General features: G+C 71.4%; 15 protein-coding genes. 6 read left to right on the forward strand and 9 right to left on the reverse strand.

What is annotated here, in order from left to right:
• Positions 1-228 precede the first annotated feature (228 nt).
• Both IG08_RS0111890 and IG08_RS0111895 read left to right on the forward strand, forming a co-directional pair.
• Positions 229-4,182: a WD40 repeat domain-containing protein gene (locus tag IG08_RS0111890; protein ID WP_030599875.1), complete on the forward strand. Its 3,954-nt coding sequence runs from the start codon at positions 229-231 to the stop codon at positions 4,180-4,182.
• Between the two features lie 260 nt (positions 4,183-4,442).
• A complete protein-coding gene (locus IG08_RS0111895) occupies positions 4,443-5,189 on the forward strand; it encodes a glycosyltransferase family 2 protein (protein ID WP_030599877.1) in 747 nt (248 codons plus the stop codon).
• Between the two features lie 182 nt (positions 5,190-5,371).
• Here the strand turns inward: IG08_RS0111895 and IG08_RS0111900 are convergent, their stop codons facing one another.
• The 4 genes from IG08_RS0111900 to IG08_RS0111915 form a co-directional block, all read right to left on the reverse strand.
• Positions 5,372-6,631 carry an amidohydrolase family protein gene (locus tag IG08_RS0111900; RefSeq protein WP_052424625.1) on the reverse strand — a complete coding sequence of 420 codons (1,260 nt, stop codon included), beginning with the start codon at positions 6,629-6,631 and terminating at the stop codon, positions 5,372-5,374.
• Positions 6,632-6,900: 269 nt separating this feature from the next.
• On the reverse strand, positions 6,901-8,220 hold the full coding sequence (locus tag IG08_RS0111905) for an amidohydrolase family protein (protein WP_234342854.1): 1,320 nt from the start codon (positions 8,218-8,220) through the stop codon (positions 6,901-6,903).
• A 77-nt stretch (positions 8,221-8,297) separates the two neighbouring features.
• On the reverse strand, positions 8,298-9,038 hold the full coding sequence (locus tag IG08_RS0111910; protein ID WP_030599882.1) for a dienelactone hydrolase family protein: 741 nt from the start codon (positions 9,036-9,038) through the stop codon (positions 8,298-8,300).
• A 32-nt stretch (positions 9,039-9,070) separates the two neighbouring features.
• The gene (locus IG08_RS0111915; RefSeq protein WP_030599884.1) at positions 9,071-9,790 is read right to left on the reverse strand and encodes an NADPH-dependent F420 reductase; all 720 of its coding nucleotides are present in this window, start codon (positions 9,788-9,790) and stop codon (positions 9,071-9,073) included.
• Between the two features lie 111 nt (positions 9,791-9,901).
• Here IG08_RS0111915 and IG08_RS0111920 point away from each other — a divergent pair, with 111 nt between their 5' ends.
• Positions 9,902-10,495 carry a TetR family transcriptional regulator gene (locus IG08_RS0111920; protein ID WP_030599886.1) on the forward strand — a complete coding sequence of 198 codons (594 nt, stop codon included), beginning with the start codon at positions 9,902-9,904 and terminating at the stop codon, positions 10,493-10,495.
• 13 nt (positions 10,496-10,508) lie between these two features.
• Here IG08_RS0111920 and IG08_RS0111925 read toward each other — a convergent pair whose 3' ends face one another.
• Both IG08_RS0111925 and IG08_RS0111930 read right to left on the reverse strand, forming a co-directional pair.
• Complete coding sequence (locus IG08_RS0111925; RefSeq protein WP_030599889.1) at positions 10,509-11,213, reverse strand: TIGR03943 family putative permease subunit; 705 nt, start codon at positions 11,211-11,213, stop codon at positions 10,509-10,511.
• Positions 11,210-12,235, reverse strand: a complete 1,026-nt coding sequence (locus IG08_RS0111930) for a permease (protein ID WP_030599891.1) — start codon at positions 12,233-12,235, stop codon at positions 11,210-11,212. The genes IG08_RS0111925 and IG08_RS0111930 overlap by 4 nt, the downstream gene beginning before the upstream one ends.
• Positions 12,236-12,414: 179 nt before the next feature.
• Between IG08_RS0111930 and IG08_RS0111935 the strand changes: the two genes are divergently transcribed.
• Complete coding sequence (locus tag IG08_RS0111935; protein WP_030599894.1) at positions 12,415-14,340, forward strand: NAD-binding protein; 1,926 nt, start codon at positions 12,415-12,417, stop codon at positions 14,338-14,340.
• Between the two features lie 158 nt (positions 14,341-14,498).
• Here the strand turns inward: IG08_RS0111935 and IG08_RS0111940 are convergent, their stop codons facing one another.
• Entirely contained in the window at positions 14,499-16,328 is a 1,830-nt protein-coding gene (locus IG08_RS0111940; RefSeq protein WP_030599898.1) for a S9 family peptidase, read from the reverse strand.
• 128 nt (positions 16,329-16,456) lie between these two features.
• Here IG08_RS0111940 and IG08_RS0111945 point away from each other — a divergent pair, with 128 nt between their 5' ends.
• Positions 16,457-16,831, forward strand: coding sequence for a nuclear transport factor 2 family protein (locus IG08_RS0111945; RefSeq protein ID WP_030599900.1), 375 nt, complete (start codon positions 16,457-16,459; stop codon positions 16,829-16,831).
• 43 nt (positions 16,832-16,874) lie between these two features.
• Positions 16,875-17,678: an SURF1 family protein gene (locus IG08_RS0111950; RefSeq protein WP_030599902.1), complete on the forward strand. Its 804-nt coding sequence runs from the start codon at positions 16,875-16,877 to the stop codon at positions 17,676-17,678.
• Positions 17,679-17,809: 131 nt separating this feature from the next.
• Here the strand turns inward: IG08_RS0111950 and IG08_RS0111955 are convergent, their stop codons facing one another.
• On the reverse strand, positions 17,810-18,841 hold the full coding sequence (locus IG08_RS0111955; RefSeq protein WP_030599904.1) for a hypothetical protein: 1,032 nt from the start codon (positions 18,839-18,841) through the stop codon (positions 17,810-17,812).
• Between the two features lie 116 nt (positions 18,842-18,957).
• A complete protein-coding gene (locus IG08_RS0111960) occupies positions 18,958-19,554 on the reverse strand; it encodes a SigE family RNA polymerase sigma factor (RefSeq protein ID WP_078655556.1) in 597 nt (198 codons plus the stop codon).
• Positions 19,555-19,812 lie beyond the last annotated feature (258 nt).

Raw genomic sequence — 19,812 nt, forward strand, 5'->3', positions numbered from 1 at the left:
ACGGGAGATGACCGAGAACATGCGGCGGCATGAGTGGTGTGTGCGAGCGTTGGGCAGGTTGCCTCCCTGGGCGACGCCCAGGTGATGTGTACCTGCGTCATGATCCTGCCAGCTGTGGCCCCCGCAGAGGAGGTTCCGGTTTCCGGACTACGGCTTCGCCGCAGGTCAGCCGTATAAAGTGAGTTTTCCGGTCCGGATCCGACTGCGGGGGTAGTAAGGGGTGGAACCTTGAGTTCCGACTCAGGGGCACGCACGGCCTTCGCGGAACGGCTCGCGCTGCTGTACCGGGAGGCCGGCAACCCTCCCCTCAAGCGCGTGTCCGAAGCGGTCGGACGGCTTCAGCGCGTCGACGAACGGGGGCGGCCCGTACGGGTGTCCGCCCAGCGCATCAGCGACTGGCGGCGGGCCAGGAACGTACCCGCCCAGTTCACCGCCCTCGCGGCGGTGCTGCACATCCTCATCCCGGAAGCACGACGGCTCAGGCCCGCTCCGGTGTCCACCGGCCTGTACGACCCGACCCACTGGCAGCGCCTGTGGGAGCGGGCGGTGGCCGACCCGACCTCCGCGGAAGCGGGTGAGGCGGAGGCCGAGCCCTCGGCCGTCCCCGGTGTGTGTCCGTACCGCGGGCTCGCCTCCTACCGTCAGGAGGACGCCCGCTGGTTCTTCGGCCGGGAGCGGAGCACGGACACGCTCGTCGCGCTGCTCCGCTCGGCCGAGGAGGCGGAGGCCGGCGGTCTGGTCATGCTCGTGGGCGCCTCGGGGGCCGGCAAGTCCTCCGTGCTGAACGCCGGGTTGGTGCCCGCCCTGGAGGACGGCGCGCGGGACGTGCTCCAGCTCGTGCCGGGCGCCGATCCGGTCAAGGAACTGTCCCGCCGTATACCCGAGCTCTCCCATGTCCTCTCCGACACGGACCGGCTCGGCGTTCCGGAGCCCGGTACCCCGCGGTTCGCCCAGGCCGTGCGCGAGGCCGTGGCCGCGTGGGCACAACGCGAGGCCCCCGCCGCCCGTCCGGTCGTCATCGTGGACCAGTTCGAGGAGGCGTTCACGCTCTCCTCCGACGAGGCGGACCGGCGTGCGTTCATCCAGATGCTGCACGCCGCGGCCACCCCCGCCGGTCCGGGTGAGGCGGCGCCGGTGCTGGTGGTGCTCGGTATCCGGGCGGACTTCTACGAGCAGTGCCTCGGGTATCCCGAGCTGGCCGACGCGCTGCAGCACCGGCACATGGTGCTCGGGCCGTTGACCACCTCGGAGCTGCGGGAAGCGGTGAACAGCCCCGCCAAGGCCGTCGGCCTGGAGCTCGAACCGGGGCTGGCGGAGCTGATCGTGCGGGAGGTGAGCGCCGACGGTCCGCGCGGGGCGCACGACGCGGGCGTGCTGCCGTTGCTCTCGCACGCCCTGCTCGCCACCTGGCAGCGGCGCAAGGGCGGCCGGCTGACGCTGGCCGGCTATCGCGCGGCGGGCGGGATCCAGGGCGCGGTGGCGGCCACCGCCGAGCAGGCCTGGTCCGGTCTCGATCCGGCGGCGCGTACGGCCGCGCGGCTGCTCCTGCTCCGGCTGGTGCGGCTGGGCGAGGACACCCAGGCCACCCGCAGGCGGGGGACGCGGCGGCAGCTGTCGGCGGAGTCCACGGATCCCGGCAAGATGGAGGAGTCCCTCGAAGCGCTGGTGCATGCCCGGCTGGTGACGCTCGACGCGGACACCGTGGAGATCACCCACGAGGCGCTGCTGACCGCCTGGCCGCGGCTGCGCGACTGGATCGACGAGGGCCGGGGCGACCATCTGCTGCGCCAGCGGCTGGAGGAGGACGGCCGGGCCTGGGAGGGCTCGAACCGCGACTCGTCGCTGCTGTACCGGGGCTCACGTCTCGAACAGGCCCATATCTGGGCGAAGTCCGCCGGTGACACCTTCCTGACCCGCGGCGCGGTGGAGTTCCTGGCCGCCTCGGTCAGGCTGCGCAAACGTACGGTGTGGATCCGCCGTTCCGCGGTGTCGGCACTGGTCGTCCTGGCGATGGTGGCCGTCGGTTCGGCGGTCGTCGCGTGGCAGCAGCGCAACGACGCGGTGTTCGAGCAGGTGGTCGCCGAGGCCGACCGCGTGCAGTACACGGATCCCTCGCTGTCCGCCCAGATAGACCTGGTCGCGCACCGGTTGCGGCCGAACGACGAGGGCACCAACAACCGGCTGATCTCCATAGTCAACGCGCCGCTGGCCACCCCGCTCCTCGGCCACACCGGCGCCGTCTATCTCACGACGTTCAGCCCGGACGGGAAGACCCTCGCGACCGCCAGCTACGACCGCACCGTACGGCTGTGGGACGTCAGCGACCGGGCCCGCCCGAAGGCGCTGGGCAAACCGCTGGCCGGCGGCACGAGTTGGGTGAGCAGCGCGGTCTTCAGCCCGGACGGGCACACGCTCGCCAGCGCCGGGGACGACGGCGCGATCCGGCTGTGGGACGTACGGGACCCCGCGCACCCGAAGTCGCTGGGCGCTCCCCTGACCGGCCATCGCGGCACGATCTACCTGATCGCGTTCAGCCCGGACGGGCGCACGCTGGCCTCCGTCGGCGAGGACAACACCGTACGTCTGTGGGACACGAGCGACCCGGCCCGGGCGGCGGCGCTGCGCACGCTGACCGGGCACACCGCCCCCGTGCGCTCCGTGGCGTGGAGCCCCGACGGGCACACACTGGCGGCCGGTGGCGACGACAACACGATCCGGCTGTGGGACACCACCGATCCACGGCAGCCGAAGGCGTACGACACCGTGCTGACCGGACACACCGACCTGGTGCACTCCGTGGCCTTCAGCCCGGACGGCACCGTGCTGGCCAGCGGCAGCGCGGACGACAGCATCCGGCTGTGGGACGTCGAGGACCCCGCCCACGCGAAGGCCATCGGCTCTCCGCTCACCGGCCACACCGGTCCCATCTGGTCCGTGGCCTTCAGCCCCGACGGCAGCATGCTCGCCGCGGCCAGCGCGGACAGCACGGCGAGCCTGTGGAACGTGAGCGATCCGTCGTACCCGTCGCAGGTCGGCGAGCCCCTCGCCGGGAGCAGCGGCGAGATGTACGCGCTGGGCTTCAGCCCCGACGGCCGTACGCTCGCCACCGGCAGCGGTGACAGCAAGGTGCGTCTGTGGTCGATCCCCACGACGGACATGGTCGGCCGCAGCGGGGCGTTCCGTCCGGACGGCAAGGTGCTCTCCACGGCCGGGCGCGACGGACGGATCCGGCTGTGGGACGTACGGGCTCCCGCCCGGCCGGTGGCGCTGAGCAAGCCGTTCATGTCCGACGGCGACACACAGGCGTTCTCGCCCGACGGCCACACCCTCGCGGTGCTGACGGGCGACCGGACGGTGTACCTGTGGAACGTCACCGACCCGGCCCACCCGGCCCCCTACGGCTCCCCGCTCGCCCTGCGCACCCGGTTCATGGGCCCCGACGCGCTGGCGTACAGCCCGGACGGGCGCACGCTGGCCACCGCCTACACCGACCGCACCCTGCAGCTGTGGGACGTCAGCGACCCGGCGCATCCGCGCGCGCTCGGCGCGCCGCTCACCGGCCACAAGGGCTACATCAACGCCCTCGTCTTCAGCCCGGACGGCAGCACGCTGGCCAGCGGCAGCGCGGACGGCACCATCCGGCTGTGGAACATGGCGGACCGGCGTCACCCGACCCTGCTCGGCAAACCGCTCACCGGGCACTCCGGCCCCGTCAACGTGCTCGCCTACAGTCCGGACGGCCACACCCTGGCCAGCGGCAGCGACGACGACTCGGTGCGGCTCTGGGACGTGACCGATCCGCGTGCGGCCGCCGGGATCGGCAAGCAGCTCACCGGTCACACCGAGGCGGTCGTGTCGCTGACCTTCAGCCAGGACGGCCGCACCCTGGCGAGCGGTGGCAACGACAACACGGTCCGACTCTGGGACGTGGCCCGGCCGTCCTCGGCCACGCCCATCGGGCAGTCGATGAGCCCCAACGCCAAGACCGGCAACTTCCTGTCGTTCAGCCCGAACAGCCAGATGCTCGGGGTGTCGAGCGGCGCCGACACGGTCCGGCTGTGGAATCTCGACGTCGACGACGCGATCGGCCACATCTGCTCGACCACGCGGGATGTGCTGACGAAGGAGAAATGGCACGAGTATCTGCCGCGTCTTTCCTACGACCCTCCGTGCGGCCGATGACGCGGCGCCGGCCCCGGCGGGTCAGGGCCTGTCCGCCGGATCGGGCCGCAGCGCGTGCCGGACCCCGCGACGCCGGCATGATCCGCCGGACAAGCCCTGAGTGATCCCGGTCACAACTCCTCGATGCAGCTGAGCAGTCCGCTCCCGCCGTTCCATTTGCCTTGTTAGTCTTGGCCACAGCCCGACCGCTGGTGCATCCCCCGTCGCCAGCGGTCGGGTCTTCTCATGCCCGTTTCCCGCAGGTCGTAGGGTGAGCCATCATGAGCCGGCGCATCGTCATCGTCACCGCGGTCCACGCCCCCTCGGCGCACTTCCTGCGGGAGGCGTACGAGTCGCTGCTGGCCCAGGAGTTGCCCGGAGGCTGGGAGTGGCACTGGGTCGTGCAGGAGGACGGGCTGACCGACGCCGTCGCCCCGTACGTCCCCGACGACGCCCGGGTGACCTTCCGGCAGGGGCGGCCCGGCGGCCCCGGTGCCGCCCGCACGATCGCGCTCGCGCACGCGGAGGGCGAGTACGTGAAGGTCCTGGACGCCGACGACCAGCTCACCCCGGGCACCCTGGCGCGCGACCTGGCCGCCCTCGAGGCCGACCGCACCCTCGGCTGGGCGACCTCCCGCGCCCTGGACCGGCTGCCGGACGGCTCGACGGTCGGCTTCCCCGGGGATCCCGCGCACGGGCCGGTCGAGCGCGGGACCGTCCTCGACCACTGGAAGTCCAACAACCACAGCGCCCAGGTCCACCCCGCGACCCTCTTCGCCCGCCGGGAACTCGTCCTCGCCCTCGGCGGCTGGATGGCGTTGCCGGCCTCCGAGGACACGGGGTTGCTGCTGGCCCTGAACGCGGTCAGCCGCGGATGGTTCTCGGCGGAGGTGGGGCTGCTGTACCGGAAGTGGGAGGGCCAGGCGACCGGCCAGGCCGCACATGTGGACGCGGGCGAGCGGGACGCGCGGATGGCGGTGGTGGAGGCGCGGGCACGGGCGTTGACGGGGTTCGGGTGGGGCTTCTGAGCGGGTCCGGCGAAGTCGACTGCGGTTCGGCAGCGCCCCTGAAGGGGCGCGGGGCTGTGTCGATCTGCGGCTCCGCCGCGATGGGGGTCCCCCGCTCGAGCGCAGCCGAGAGTGGGGGAGCGACCAGCCACGATGGTGCCGCAGACAGCTGACGGCCCATCGCGGCACTTCCAGCAGAGCGCTTAGGCGCCCAGGCCCCTTGGCCTTCCCCGGTCGAATCGGCCTCCCTTGTCGAAGGGCAGCTCCAGCATCCGGATCGCGTTCCCGCGCAGCAGCTTGTACGTGACCTCGTCGGAGAGGCCGGCCACATGCTCCGCCGCGACCTCCTTCGTGTGCGGCCAGGTCGAGTCGACGTGCGGGTAGTCCGTCTCGAAGGTCGCGTTGTCCACGCCCACGGTGTCGATCGACGCGATGCCGTGCTTGTCGCGGAAGAAGCAGCAGAAGATCTGCCGGTAGTAGTACGTCGACGGCGGCTCCGGGATCAGATCCTTGACGCCGCCCCACGCCCGGTGCTCCTCCCAGACGTCGTCGGCGCGTTCCAGGGCGTACGGGATCCAGCCCATCTGCCCTTCGCTGTACGCCAGTTTGAGCCGTGGGAACTTCACCAGGACCCCGGAGAAGAGGAAGTCCATCATCGACGCCATGGCGTTGTTGAAGCTGAGGGCGGCCTGGACGGCCGGGGGCGCGTCGGGGGACGCGGCCGGCATCTGGGAGCTCGACCCGATGTGCATGTTGACCACGGTCCCGGTCTCCTGGCACGCCGCGAAGAACGGGTCCCAGTAACCGGAGTGGATCGACGGCAGTCCCAGATACGTCGGGATCTCGCTGAACGTCACGGCCCGTACGCCCCGTTCGGCATTGCGGCGGATCTCCGCGACCGCCAGGTCGATGTCCCAGAGAGGGATGAGGCACAGCGGGATCAGCCGCCCCCCGCTGTCGCCGCACCACTCCTCGACCATCCAGTCGTTGTAGGCGCGGACGCAGGCCAGCCCGACCTCCTTGTCCTTGGCCTCCGCGAAGGTCTGGCCGCAGAAGCGGGGGAAGCTCGGGAAGCAGAGACTCGCCTCGACGTGGTTGAGGTCCATGTCCTCGAGCCGCGCCTTCGGGTCCCAGCAGCCCCGCCGCATCTGCTCGCGCGTGATCCCGTCGAGCGTCATCTCGTCCCGGGAGAAGCCGACGGCCGCGATGATGCGCTTGTACGGGAAGAGGTTGCCCTCGTACTCCCACCAGTCGGTGAGCTGGCCGTCCGGGTCGGTGGTGAACCGGTACTTCCCGCCGACGTACGCGAGCTCACCGATTCCCGCGGTGAAGGCCTTCGGCCCCTTGTCCCGGTACTTCTCCGGGAGCCAGGTCTCGAAGAGGTGCGCGGGCTCGATGACGTGGTCGTCCACGCTGATGACCTTGGGGAGTTCCGTGGTGCCGCTCTCGGTGGTGACGGCCATTGCCTGCCCCCTAGGGTCTGTCCGGCGGATCATGCCGGCGTCGCGGGGTCTGGTGCGCACATCTGCCGCGTTGTCGTCGGTTGCCGACGCTCCGCGTCGACGCCCTCCTCCGCCTTGCAGCTGCACGCACCAGACCCCGCTCGGCTGCGCTGATCAGTGCCGCTTCTCGCAGCCGGCCTGATCCGCCGGACAGACCCTAGCCGGTATCTGATGGATCGTCAGATGCAGGCTAGGGCGAGGGCCCTACGACAGCAAGGGCTCTGTGGGGTTCAGCGTGCCGCGGCGGCCACCGCGGCACGCGCCCGCTCACGGAACGCCTCCAGCTTGTCCACCGGTTCCTTCAGCTGGTGACTGCGGGGGCGGATGGCGACGTCGTGCCCCTCGGCGGCCCTGCGCAGGGCGCCGACGGTGGCCCGGTCGCGCGGGATGTGGGCGAAGGGGTCGAAGGAGTACCAGCGCATGGCGTTCTCGTGGGTCATCTTCACGGTGTCCGCGTCCGGGACCTCGCAGCTCGTCAGGATGTCGTGGAGCTGCTCCGGCGCGTCCGGCCACAGGGAGTCGCTGTGCGGGTAGTCGCCCTCCCAGCAGATGTTGTCGATGCCGATGTCGTGGCGGAGCCGTACGCCGAGTTTGTCGGTGATGAAGCAGGTCAGGAAGTGCTCACGGAAGACCTCGGAGGGGAGCTTGCCGCCGAAGTCCTGGAGGGTCCAGGTCGCGTGCATCTCGAAGGTGCGGTCGACGCGCTCCAGGAAGTAGGGGATCCAGCCCGTACCGCCCTCCGAGAGGGCGATCTTCAGGTCCGGGAACTCCTTGAGGGCCCTGGACCACAGCAGGTCCGCGGCCGCCTGGACGAGGTTGATCGGCTGGAGCGTGATCATCACGTCCGGCGGTGAGTCGACGGCCGGGATGGCGAGGCGGCCCGAGGAGCCGATGTGCACCGACAGCACGGTGTCGGTGTCGCAGGCCGCCTGCCACACCGGGTTCCAGTACGGGTCGTGGAAGCTCGGGTAGCCGAGGGCCGCCGGGTTCTCCGGGAAGGTCATCGAGTGACAGCCCTTGGCCGCCACCCGCCGTATCTCGGCGGCGGTGAGCTCGGCGCTCCAGATGGCGGGCAGGGCCATGGGAATGAAGCGGCCCGGGTAGGCGCCGCACCACTCGTCGATGTGCCAGTCGTTGTACGCCCGCACCAGCGCGAGGGAGAAGTCGCTGTCCTCGGTGGCGAACATCCGCGCCGAGAAGCCGGGGAAGGACGGGAAGTTCATCTGGGCGAGGACACCGCCCGCGTTCATGTCCTTGATCCGCTCATGGACGTCGTAGCAGCCGGGCCGGATCTCGTCCAGGCCTTGCGGGTCGAGGCCGTACTCCTCCTTGGGTCGCCCGGCGACCGCGTTGAGCGCGGCATTGCCGACGCTGTTGTCCCGGAACTGCCACCGGTCGCTGCCGTCCTCCCGGCGGACGAGCTTCGGGGCGTCGTCCAGGTACCGCTTCGGCAGGTGGTGCACGAAGATGTCCGGCGGCTCGATGATGTGGTCGTCCACGCTGATCAGGATCAGGTCGTCCCGCTCCATGACGGTTCCCTTCAGTCCCACGTCATGCAAAATTCCCACTCTCGATGAGCGATAATTCCATTCTCACCAGAGGGGAATCAAGCATCCGGACGAAAGGATCACAGGGTGCGGCCGAGCAGCTCCAGCAGCGCCGCCCAGTGACGGTCCGTCGCCTCAGCGCCGTACATCGCCGTGTCGGCCTGGGTGAAGCCGTGGTGGGCGCCTTCGTAGACCTCGGTGCGGTGCCGGACGCCCGCGGTGGCGAGGGCCTTGTCCAGGCGGGCGATCTGCTCGGCCGGATTGGTGGAGTCGTGGTCGGCGTGGCCGAAGTACAGCTCGGCGGTGATGCGTTCCGCCAGGAGGTGGGGGCTGTCGGGGGCGTCCGTGGCGAGGTACGCGCCGTGGAAGCCGGCCGCCGCGGCGACGCGGTCGGGGTGGGTGCCGGCGGTGCGCAGGGCCAGGCCCGCGCCCATGCAGTAGCCGGTGACGCCCACGGGGCCGTCGGTGGTCAGCGGGGAGGCGGCCAGCCAGTCCAGATAGACGGCGGCGTCCCGCATGGCGCCCTCGGGGGTGAGGGTGCGGGCGGCGGGGCCGAGCTGCTGGATGATCTCCGGGCGCTCGGCCGGGTTGATGAACTCCGGGAGTTCGACGACGGGGGCGCGGCCATGGCGGTAGAAGACGTTGGGGACCAGGACGGTGTAGCCGGCCTCGGCCAGCCGGTCCGCCATCGACTTCAGGTGCGGGCGCAGGCCGAAGGCGTCCATGTAGAGGAGGACGGCGGGGTGCGGGGCGCCGTCGGCAGGGAAGGCGAGGTAGGCGTCGGCGGTGCCGTCGGGGGTGGGGATGTCGAGCATGGTCATGTCGTGCCTTTCGTACGGTGGTTCAGCGGCGGTCAGCTGGGGGCGACAGCGGCGTCGATGAGTTCCTTCACGCGCGCGGCAGGGACCGGGACGCCGCGCGACGCGAAGAACCAGCGCTGCGACTCCTCCTGGCTCAGGCCCTCGGGGCGCTCCCCCATGTACGGCTGGACATAGGCCGGGGTGCCGGGCGCGGTGCGCCAGCTGTCGGCGAGGGCGCCGGCGTCCACCGCGTCGTAGCCGAGGACGTCCAGCAGTTCCGTGACCTGCGCCTTGGCTGCCGCGTCCGCGCCTGCGACGGGCAGGGCGCTGCGGTCGGCCGCGCCGGCGGGACGGGCGAGGGTGGACAGGTGGTGGAAGTCGATGGTGTTGAACGCCTTCACCACGCGGGAGCCGGCGAGGTGCCGCTGCACCAGGGCGCTGGAGGTCAGCTCGCCCGAGTCCAGCTCGGCGAGGGGGCCGTCGCGGTCGGGGTAGTAGACCAGCGCGTCGATCACGGTCCGGTCGGCCAGGGCGGCTGCGGGCAGTTGCCCGTAGGCGTGGAACGGGACAGCCGCCACCACCAGGTCGCCGGCCCGCGCGGCCTCTTCGGGCGTGGCCGCGCGGGCGTTCGGGCCGAGGCCGGCGACGAGGTCGGCGAGGGTCTCGGGCCCGCGGGAGTTACTGACGACGACGTTCAGTCCGGCGGCGGCGGCCAGCCGGGCCACCGTGCCGCCGATCATGCCGCTGCCGATGATTCCGAGGGTGTGGGGCATGGAGGTCACGGCCTCTCAGAAAGTGAGCGCTAGATATGAAACTGAGTGTCACGCTAGCCACTGAGATCCGCTCCTGCAAGTAAGGGTCGGACTGGGCGGTACGATCGCCGGGTGACCGGAACCGGGCGTACGACCACGAGAGACATCGCACGGGCCGCCGTACGGGCCGAGCTGGCCCAGGTGGCCTTCGAGCTGTTCCGCCGCGACGGCTTCGACAAGGTGACCCTCGATGACCTGGCCTCGGCCGCCGGGGTGTCCCGGAGCACCTTCCTGCGGTACTTCGGGACCAAGGAGGACGCCGTCCTCGGGGCGTTCGAGGGGCAGGACCAGCGGGTCGCCGACGCCCTGCGGGGGCGCCCTGCCGACGAGGACGACTGGACGGCCCTGCGGCACGCCCTGGACACCGTCATCGCGCGCTACCGGGAGGACCCGGACGGTGCGCTGGCCACGACACGGCTCGTGCGGGAGACACCGGCGCTGTGCGCCCGGCACCTGGAGAAGCAGCACGGCTGGGGGCCCGCGCTGGCCCAGGCACTCGCCGACCGGGCCGGTTCCGCCGAGCCGCCGACGCTCGGCCAGTCCGTACGGGCGGGCGCCGCGCTGCACTGCCTGAACGTCGCCATCGACCACTGGACCGCGTCCGACGGGCGTCTGGACCTGGTCACGTTGCTGGACGAGGCATTCGCGGCGCTCTCGGGCCGTTGACCTGCAGCGACCGTCAGTTGTTCCAGGTCTCGTCGTAGGGGTCGTGCGGGGTCGGGACCGGTTTGGCCGACGTGACCTCGATGAACGGGATCGGGCCCTTGTTGACCGGATCCCTGGTCTGCTTCGTGGTGTACGTGCCGGTGATCTCCAGCCAGCTGTCCGGTTGGAGGACCGGCGGGATCGTGCCGGTCAGGCCCACCTTGACCGGCTGGGCGTCCGCCGCACAGCAGTTGAGGGCCATGCGGACCAGATAGGGCGCACCGGAGCGGTCCAGGGCCACGAAGCCGCTGATTCTGATCTGGCGGTCGGCGAGGTCACGGCCGTGTTCGTAGACCGCGCGGCCCGCGTAGTCGGCCAGGCTGAGGCGGAGCGGACCGTCGGCGGGGAGTTGCGCGTAGCCGTACGACTGCTGCAGTGCCGTACCGGTGCGCATGGCGCTGTAGGAGCCGAGGGCCGGCGGGGCGACCAGGATCAGGGCGAAGAGGGGGAGGACCAGGAGCCAGGAGACGCGCGGTTCGTGGTGAGCGTGCTCTTCCTTCTTGGCCCGCCACTCGTACCACGCCGTCGCCAGCGCCGTCGCGATCAGTACGACACCTGCCGCGAGGACCAGCGGGCGCAGGCCCGCCTTGACGTAGCGCAGGTAGAGGTCGGTGAGGCCGGCGTGGAGCAGGGCCGCGCCGAGGAGGAACAGGATCGCCGCCTGTGCCTGGCGGTTCACAGGAGCACCGCCCCGGTCAGGACCGACACCAGGACGGCCAGGGTGAAGGTGGCCGGGGCGAAGCGCAGGGCGAAGGCCCGGCCGAAGGTGCCCGCCTGCATCGCGAAGAGCTTGAGGTCGATCATCGGGCCCACCACCAGGAACGTCAGACGGGCGGTGAGCGAGAACTGGGTGAGTGACGCCGCCACGAACGCGTCCGCCTCCGAACAGATCGACAGGACCACGGCGAGGATCGCCAGGGCCAGGACGGACACGACCGGGTTGTCCGCCGCCGTGCTCAGCCAGGTCGCCGGGACCATGGCCTTGAGGGTCGCGGCCGCCATCGCGCCCACGACCAGGAACCCGCCCGCGTGCATCAGGTCGTGCCGGACCGAGCCCCAGAACGCCGCTCCCCTGCCCTGGCCTTCGTACGACTCCCGCGCCGGCGGGCGCAGCCAGTCGGGGTGGCCGAGGCGCAGCCACAGCCAGCCCATCGCGCAGGCCACCAGCAGGCTCGCGACGAGACGGGCCAGGACCATCTCCGGGTTGCCGGGGAAGGCCACGGCCGTCGCCGTCAGCACGATCGGGTTGATCGCAGGGGCGGAGAGCAGGAACGCCAGCGCCGCGGCCGGGGTGACACCCCGGCGGACCAGTGCCCCGGCCACCGGCACGGACGCGCATTCACAGCCGGGCAGCACCACGCCCGCCACGCCGGCCACCGGGACCGCCAGGGCCGGTCTCTTCGGCAGCGCGCGGGCGAAGAACGACGGCGGCACGAACACCGCGATCGCCGCCGACAGCAGGACACCGAGCACCAGGAAAGGCAGGGCCTGTACGAGCACCGCGACGAACACCGTCATCCAGCTCTGCATCACCGGCGCGCCGAGCGCCTGGCGGACCGGCCCCTGGAACAGCACGACCAGGACCATCAACAGGGTCAGGACGAGCGGGGAGTTGAGCCGTCGGCCTTCTCCGTCGTCCGGTGCGGGAGCCTTTTCCTCGCCGGTTTCCCGCGTGGGCGGCGGTGCTTTGGTGACGGCCACGGCCGAGGTACCTCCGTAGGGCGCTGGTTTCCCTCCCCTCCAGTACGGCGGAGAGAGTGTGGACGTTCAGTCGACGTTCGATCCGTGCTGGAACCACCCGTCCCGGTAAGGCACTCTTTCCCCTCGTGGGGAGCGTTCCTAATCAGGGTCCAGGGCTGCCGGGCGATGCGTCGGCGCACATGGTGGTGTGCGGCGACGACGGGCTCGCGCACCGGCTGGCCGCCGAGCTGCGGGGTGTGTACGGCGAGCAGGTCACGCTCGTCGTGCCGCCGTCCGAACGGTCCGTGCGGCCGCCGGTGGTCGGACGGGCCCGGGCGGCGTCCGCGCTGCTCGACCGGGTGGTGAACGCCGCCGCGGGCCTGACCGGCAACGGCAACGGCGGCGGCGCGAGCAGTGAACCGCCCGGGAACGTACGGGTCATGGAGGCCGCCGAGCCGACCGAGGACGCGCTGGGTGAGGCGGGCGTCGAACGGGCCGCCGCGCTCGCGCTCGTGTACGACGACGACGAGACCAACATCCGCGCCGCCCTCACCGCACGTCGGCTCAATCCCCGACTGCGGCTCGTCCTGCGGCTCTACAACCGGCGGTTGGGACTGCACATCGAGGAACTCCTCGACCAGACCGCCGCGTTGGCGACCGGGGGCGGGGGCGCCGCCGGCTCCGGCTTCGACGCTTCCACGACCGTCCTGTCCGACGCCGACACCGCCGCACCCGCGCTGGCCGCCACCGCCCTCGCCGGCACCAGCAAGGTCGTCCAGACGGACGGGCTGCTGCTGCGGGCCGTGGAGCGGCCCCCGGCGCCGCCCGGGGCGGTGTCCGATCCGGGGCTGGCCACGCTCGCCCTGCTGTCCAGGACCGTCAACGACCCGGCCTTCGCGGACGGTTCCGAGTCCCTGGGCGATCAGGGACCCCAGTTGCTGCCGGACGCGGCGACGGTGCGGGACGCCGTCGGGCGCGGGACCGTCGTGCTGGAACAGGTGTCGTACTCGGGGCCCTCCCTGTCCTCGGGGCGTGGTGGTGTCGTGCCGCCGTTCGCCTCGCTGTTCTCGCGGCGGCTTCGGTGGTCGCTGGCGGGGCTCGTGGGGTGCGTGGTCGCACTGGCCGTCGCTTTGTGGCTGGTGACCGGGATCCATCCGTTGAGTGCCTTCTATCTGACGCTGCTCGACCTGTTCGCCATCGACGACCCCGCGATCGGGGAGTCCGTCGGGCGGCAGATCCTCCAACTGCTGTCCGGGCTCGTCGGGTTGCTGCTCCTTCCTGTGCTGTTGGCGGCGGTGCTCGAGGCGCTCGGTACCTTCCGGACCGCGTCCGCCCTGCGGAAGCCGCCGCGTGGGCTGAGTGGACATGTGGTGCTGCTCGGGCTCGGGAAGATCGGTACGCGGGTGCTGACCCGGTTGCGGGAGCTGCACATTCCCGTGGTGTGTGTCGAGTCGGATCCCGAGGCTCGTGGGCTTGCCACTGCTCGGCGGTTGCGGGTGCCCGTGGTGCTCGGGGACGTCACTCAGGAGGGGGTGCTGGAGGCCGCGAAGGTTCATCGGGCGGATGCGTTGCTCGCGGTGACCAGCGCGGACACGACGAATCTCGAGGCCGTGCTGTACGCGCGGGCCGTGCGGCCCGATCTGCGGGTGGTGCTGCGGCTGTACGACGACGACTTCGCGACCGCGGTGTACCGGACGCTGCGGGCCGCCCATCCCGGGGCCTCGACCCGGAGCCGGAGTGTGTCGCATCTGGCCGCGCCCGCGTTTGCCGGGGCGATGATGGGGCGGCAGATTCTGGGGGCCATTCCGGTCGAGCGGCGGGTGTTGTTGTTCGCGGCTGTGGATGTGGGCGGGCATCCGCAGTTGGAGGGGAAGACGGTGGGCGCGGCGTTTCGGGCGGGGGCGTGGCGGGTGCTCGCCCTGGATACGGCTGCATCGGCCTCCGGCGGGCGGCGGGAGGAGCCAGCCGTGGAGGAGGCGTATGAGGACGCTCCGGCGTCCGGGCTGGTGTGGGGGCTGCCGGATACGTATGTGTTGAAGGGGTCGGATCGGGTTGTGCTGGCGGCTACGCGGCGGGGGTTGGCGGAGTTGCTGGGGCGGCGGCCTCGGGAGCGGGCGGGCGCCTAGGGGGCGGGCCGGGCTTCTTTTCTCGCCCCCGCCGCCCCTACCCGTCCCATCCCCAGGGGGCTCCGCCCCCTGGACCCCCGATCGGCCCTGAAGGGGCGTCGTCCTCAAACGCCGGACGGGCTGGAAGTGCCTGGACCGGCGTTGAGGAGGCGCCCCGGCTACTTCTCTCCGCCTCCTCCCAAATACCGCTCCGCGAAGTCCAGTTCCAGCCTCACCTGCTTGATCCGCTCGTCCACCACCAGTGAGCCGTGGCCCGCGTCGTAGCGGTACACCTCGTGTGCCGCTCCTCTCGCCTCCAGGCGCTTGACGTAGTTGTCGATCTGGCGGATCGGGCAACGGGGGTCGTTGACGCCGGCGGAGATGTAGACCGGGGCCTTGACCTGGTCGACGTAGGTCAGGGGAGACGATGCCTCGAAGCGTTCCGGGACCTCCTCGGGTGTGCCGCCGAGCAGCGTGCGGTCCATCGCCTTCAGCGCTTCCATTTCGTCGTGGTAGGCCGTGACGTAGTCGGCGACCGGGACCGCCGCGATGCCCAGGGTCCAGGCGTCCGGCTGGGTGCCGAGGCCGAGGAGGGTGAGGTAGCCGCCCCAGGAGCCGCCGGTGAGGATCAGGCGGGCGGGGTCCGCGAGGCCGGACTTGATGGCCCATTCGCGGACTGCGGCGATGTCCTCCAGCTCGATCAGGCCGACGCGGTGCTTCAACGCGTCCGTCCAGGCCCGGCCGTAGCCCGTCGAACCCCGGTAGTTGACGCGGATCACCGCGTACCCGTGGTCCACCCATGCCGCCGGGCCCGCCGCGAACGCGTCGCTGTCGTGCCAGGTCGGGCCGCCGTGGATGTCGAAGATCGTCGGGAGGGGGCCGGTTGTTCCCGCCGGCTTCTGGATCAGGGCGTGGATGCGGCCGCCCGGGCCGTCCACCCAGATGTCCTCCACCGCCACCGAACCCGGCGACTTCATGCCCGGCGGGTCGAGAACGACCTCGCCCGTCGTCGAGCGGACCACTGAGGGCTCGGCAGCCGAGGACCAGAGGTACTCCACGCTGCCGTCGGGGCGGGCCGTCGCCCCGGAGACGGTGCCGGGCGGGGTCGGGACCTTCACGAGTTCGCGGGTGGCGAGGTCGTAGCGGAAGAGTTCGCTGCGGGCCTCGAAGCTGTGGGCGATCAGCAGGCCGGTGCCGTCCGGGTACCACTCCGCGCCCACGTCGCCGGGCAGGTCCAGGGCGAGGTCGGACTCCTCGCCCGTCGCCACGTCCCACACCAGGGGCTCCCAGCGGCCCCTGCGCTGATGCCCGATCAGCAGTCTGGTGTCGCCGTTCACCGGGGCGAAGCCCAGCACCTCCAGGCCCAGCTCCTCCGTGCCGCCCTTGGTGTCGTCGAGTTCGGCGACCGCCGTGCCGTCAGGGCGCAGGACGCGCAGCGCCGAGTGCATCGCGTCGCCGTGCTCGGTGTGCTCGACGGCGATCAGCGAGCCGTCGTGGGAGAGGTCGCCGACGCCCGCCGACTCGCGGTGGCGGTAGATCTCCACCGGGTCCTCGCCGGCGTGCGCGACATAGATCGTCGTGCCGTCCTCGTCGGTCGAACGGCCCACGACCGACGTACGGCCGTCCCTGCCGATCGCGACGCCCGACGGATACGACGGCTCCAGGCCCGGCACCGCGAAGTCGTCCGGCCCGCCCTCGAAGGGCTGGCGGCGCCAGACTCCGAACTCGTCGCCGTCCTTGTCGTCGAACCACCACACCCAGGCGCCGTCCGGGGAGAGCACGCCGTCCGTCGTGCCGTTGGGCCGGTCGGTGACCTGGCGCTGGGCGCCGGTCGATCTGTCCCAGGCGTACAGCTCGTACGTCCCGGTCGCGTTGGACACGAACAAGGAGCGGTCGGGTGCGTCCTCCGCCCAGTCGGGCAGCGACACCCGGGGCGCCCGGAAGCGCTTCTCCCAGTCCGGCATCTCCTCGTTCCGCTCGGCCGCGGCGGACTCGTTGCTCTCAGTCATGGCCCCATACTGCCCGCCCCGACCGACAATCCGCCGGGCAGGTCCTCAGCCTGTGGACAACTTCCACCGATCCCGCCGCTGATACCGCCCAGAGCCGATTGTCAGTGGCGGGGTGCAGACTCGTCCGCATGACCGATCTGCGAAAAACAGTGGAGACATTCTGGGCCACCGCCGAGGCCCGGGACTGGGACGCGTTCGCGGAGACGCTGGCCGAGGACGTGGTGTACACGCTGCCGCAGACGCGGGAGCGGATCAGCGGGCGGGAGCGGTTCGTCGAGTTCAACCGGGAGTATCCGGGCGACTGGCACCTGCGGATCGAGCGGATCATCGCCGAGCCGGGTCAGGTGGTCAGCTGGACCCTGTTCACGGTGGGGCTGGAGGAGATGTACGCCATCTCGTTCTTCACGGGGGACGAGAACGGCCGTATATCCGCCATGACCGACTTCTGGCCGGAGCCGTACGAACCGCCGGCGGGCCGCGACCACCTCACCGAGCGGTACTGACCCCGCGCCCCGGCGCCTCGCCGCGGCCCCGTACCGTGGAGGTGTGTACCGGTTTCTGCTGACACCCCGCTGGTGGGGCATCAACGTCTTCGTGCTGCTCGCCATCCCCTTCTGTGTGTACATGGGGTCGTGGCAGCTGAGCCGGTTCGAGGACCGGGTGCAGGACCACCAGAACGCCGAGACGCAGGCCTCGTCCAACGAGCGGGCGGCCGCCCGGCCGCTGGCCGAACTGCTGCCCGTGGACAAGGCGACGTCCGGCAGGACGGCCACCGCGACCGGCAGGTACGGCAAGCAGCTGCTCGTGCCGGACCGCGAACTGGACGGAAAGCAGGGCTACTACGTCCTGACGCTGCTGCGCACCGACGACGGCAAGGCACTGCCGGTCGTCCGGGGCTGGCTGCCGGGCACACCCGACGCGGCGAAGGTCCCGGCCGCGCCCACCGGCGAGGTCGCCGTCACGGGTGCGCTGCAGGCGTCCGAGACCCCGGGCGACAACGGCGTCAGTGCGCAGGGCGGGCTGCCGGCCGGGCAGACCGCGGCGATCAGCGCGGCCTCACTGGTGAACCTCGTGCCGTACGACCTGTACGACGCGTGGATCACGCTCGACAAGGCCGACTCCGGGATGACGGCCGTACCGGCGAAGGCGGCACAGGACACCGGACTCGACCTGAAGGCGTTCCAGAACCTCGGCTACACCGGTGAGTGGTTCGTCTTCGCGGGCTTCGTGGTGTTCATGTGGTTCCGGCTGCTGCGCCGCGAGGCGGAGTTCGCCCGGGACGCGGAACTGGGACTGCTGCCGGAGGAAGAGCCCGAGCTCACCCAGGACCAGGAGAAGGCTTCCGCGTAAACGCTCCGCCGGGTTGGGCGGTTCGTTTGCTGCGGGTGAGTGGGGGCTGGTCGCGCAGTTCCACGCGCCCCTTACGGGGCGCGGTTCCGCAGCCCCCTTCACCAGGTCCGTCCGGAGACCCGGGCCGCCGCTCAGGACGCCGTCAGCAGGCCCGTCCAGTACACAACCCCCGCGCACGCGTCCGACACCGTCGCCGTGACCGTCGGGGCGCCGCCCTCCGCCGTGTTGGTGACCAGGACGCTGCCGTCGGTCGTGCTGTCCTCGGTGACCAACTGGGTCGAGGTGCCGGTGTCGCCGCCCGTGGAGCTTCCGTCGGTGGTGGACGTGTCCTCGGTGGCCGTCGGATCAGGAGTGGGGGTCTCGGTGCCGGGGTCGGTCGTGGGGCACGTCTCGGAGGGCACCCAGGCGAACTTCACGTCGTAGGCCGAGCCGGGCTGCACCAGCAGCTGGGCGACCTCGAGGGACGGGTCGGGCAGACTCGCCGCCGCGTCGCCGGAGACATGGCGGACCGTGCTGATCTTGCTGCTGTCAGCGGCGCCCTGCGCGGTGAGGACCACGGTGCCGGGGCCGGTGACGGTGCAGCCGGAGGAGGAGACGTTGGTGATGCGGAAGGTGCCGTAGACCGTGCCGGCGGAGTCGGGGACGTCGGTGGTCCCGGTCGGGGAACCGAGCTGTTCGGCGGTACAGACGGGGGCACTGGCGGCGGTGCTCGCGGACGGATCGGCGCCGCTGCTCGCACCGGTGGTGGTGCCGGCGGTCTTGCCCTTCTGGTCCTGCTTCGTCTCGCCCGAGCCCTTGTCCTCGGCCTTGCCCGAGGAGCCGCCGGAGGTGGACTCGCCGCCCTCCGTCTCCTTGCCCTGGCCGGCGCCGCCCTGCGCCTGCGAGCCGTGGCCGGCGATGGACGGATCGGCGCCGAGGAGGCCGGTGGAGTTGGAGACGTGCAGAAGGGCCGGGATCGCGGTGCCGACGAAGAGGGCCGCGGCGGCCATGCCGACGACGGCGTGCCGCTTGCGGGCCCGCCGGGCGGGCACCGCCTTGCGCAGGTGGTCCAGGGTGCCGTCGCGCGGCTCGATCTCCTGGACCGTCCGCTGCAGCAGGTCGCGCAGCGCCAGCTCGTCCGAGTCGAGTCCTTCGGGGCTCGGGTCGTCGGGGCCGTGGTTCACAGTTCCGTTCCCAGCGTGCGATTGCGTCGGCTCTTGCTTGCCTGCCCATGTCGGCTCGTGCCACTCATAGGGCTCGTGCTCGTGCGGGACGTGGCGCCGTCCCTCGTGGTCCCCACTCATGCGGACGCCTCCATGGCGACGCGCAGGGCGGCGATGCCGCGCGAGCCGTACGCCTTGACGGAGCCCAGCGATATGCCGAGCGTCTCGGCGACCTGAGCCTCGGTCATGTCCGCGAAGTAGCGCAGGGACAGGACCTCGCGCTGGCGGCGCTGCAGGCCCTTCATCGCCTTGATCAGGGAGTCGCGCTCCAGCTGGTCGTAGGCCCCCTCCTCGGCGCTCGCCATGTCCGGCATCGGCTTGGACAGCAGCTTCAGTCCGAGGATGCGGCGGCGCAGGGCCGAGCGGGAGAGGTTGACGACCGTCTGACGGAGATACGCGAGGGTCTTCTCCGGGTCGCGGACGCGTTTGCGCGCCGAGTGGACCCGGATGAAGGCCTCCTGGACGACGTCCTCGCAGGAGGCGGTGTCGTCGAGGAGCAGGGCCGCGAGACCCAGCAGCGAACGGTAGTGCGCCCGGTAGGTCTCGGTGAGATGGTCGACGGTCGTGCCGGCCGCCGCGAGGTCGTCGGCGCCGTCACGCGGGTTCGGTATGCGGGCCGGCCGCGCTGCGGGCATGGGCGCGATCACCGGCATGCCACCGGGCGTGCCGGGCATACGGGGTCGTAGGGTCGCGCGGGGCGGCCGTAGAGCCGTACCGCCTGAGACCGCTGTGAAGTCGAGAACCTCTGCCACGCCAGTTGGACACGGTTACCCCCTTGAGGGTTGTACGCCACCGTCCATCTTCTCTCAGGCAGCACAACTGACCGTGCGTCAAACGCGCTCATGCCCTACCCGCTCTTCCCCTATGTCCTGAATGACCGGGGCGTCCCCACGCCCCTTGGTGCATCCCCGCGCCCCCGAAGGGCGTCCGCA

The organism is Streptomyces fulvoviolaceus (assembly GCF_000718165.1).
Classification (GTDB): Bacteria; Actinomycetota; Actinomycetes; order Streptomycetales; family Streptomycetaceae; genus Streptomyces; species Streptomyces fulvoviolaceus.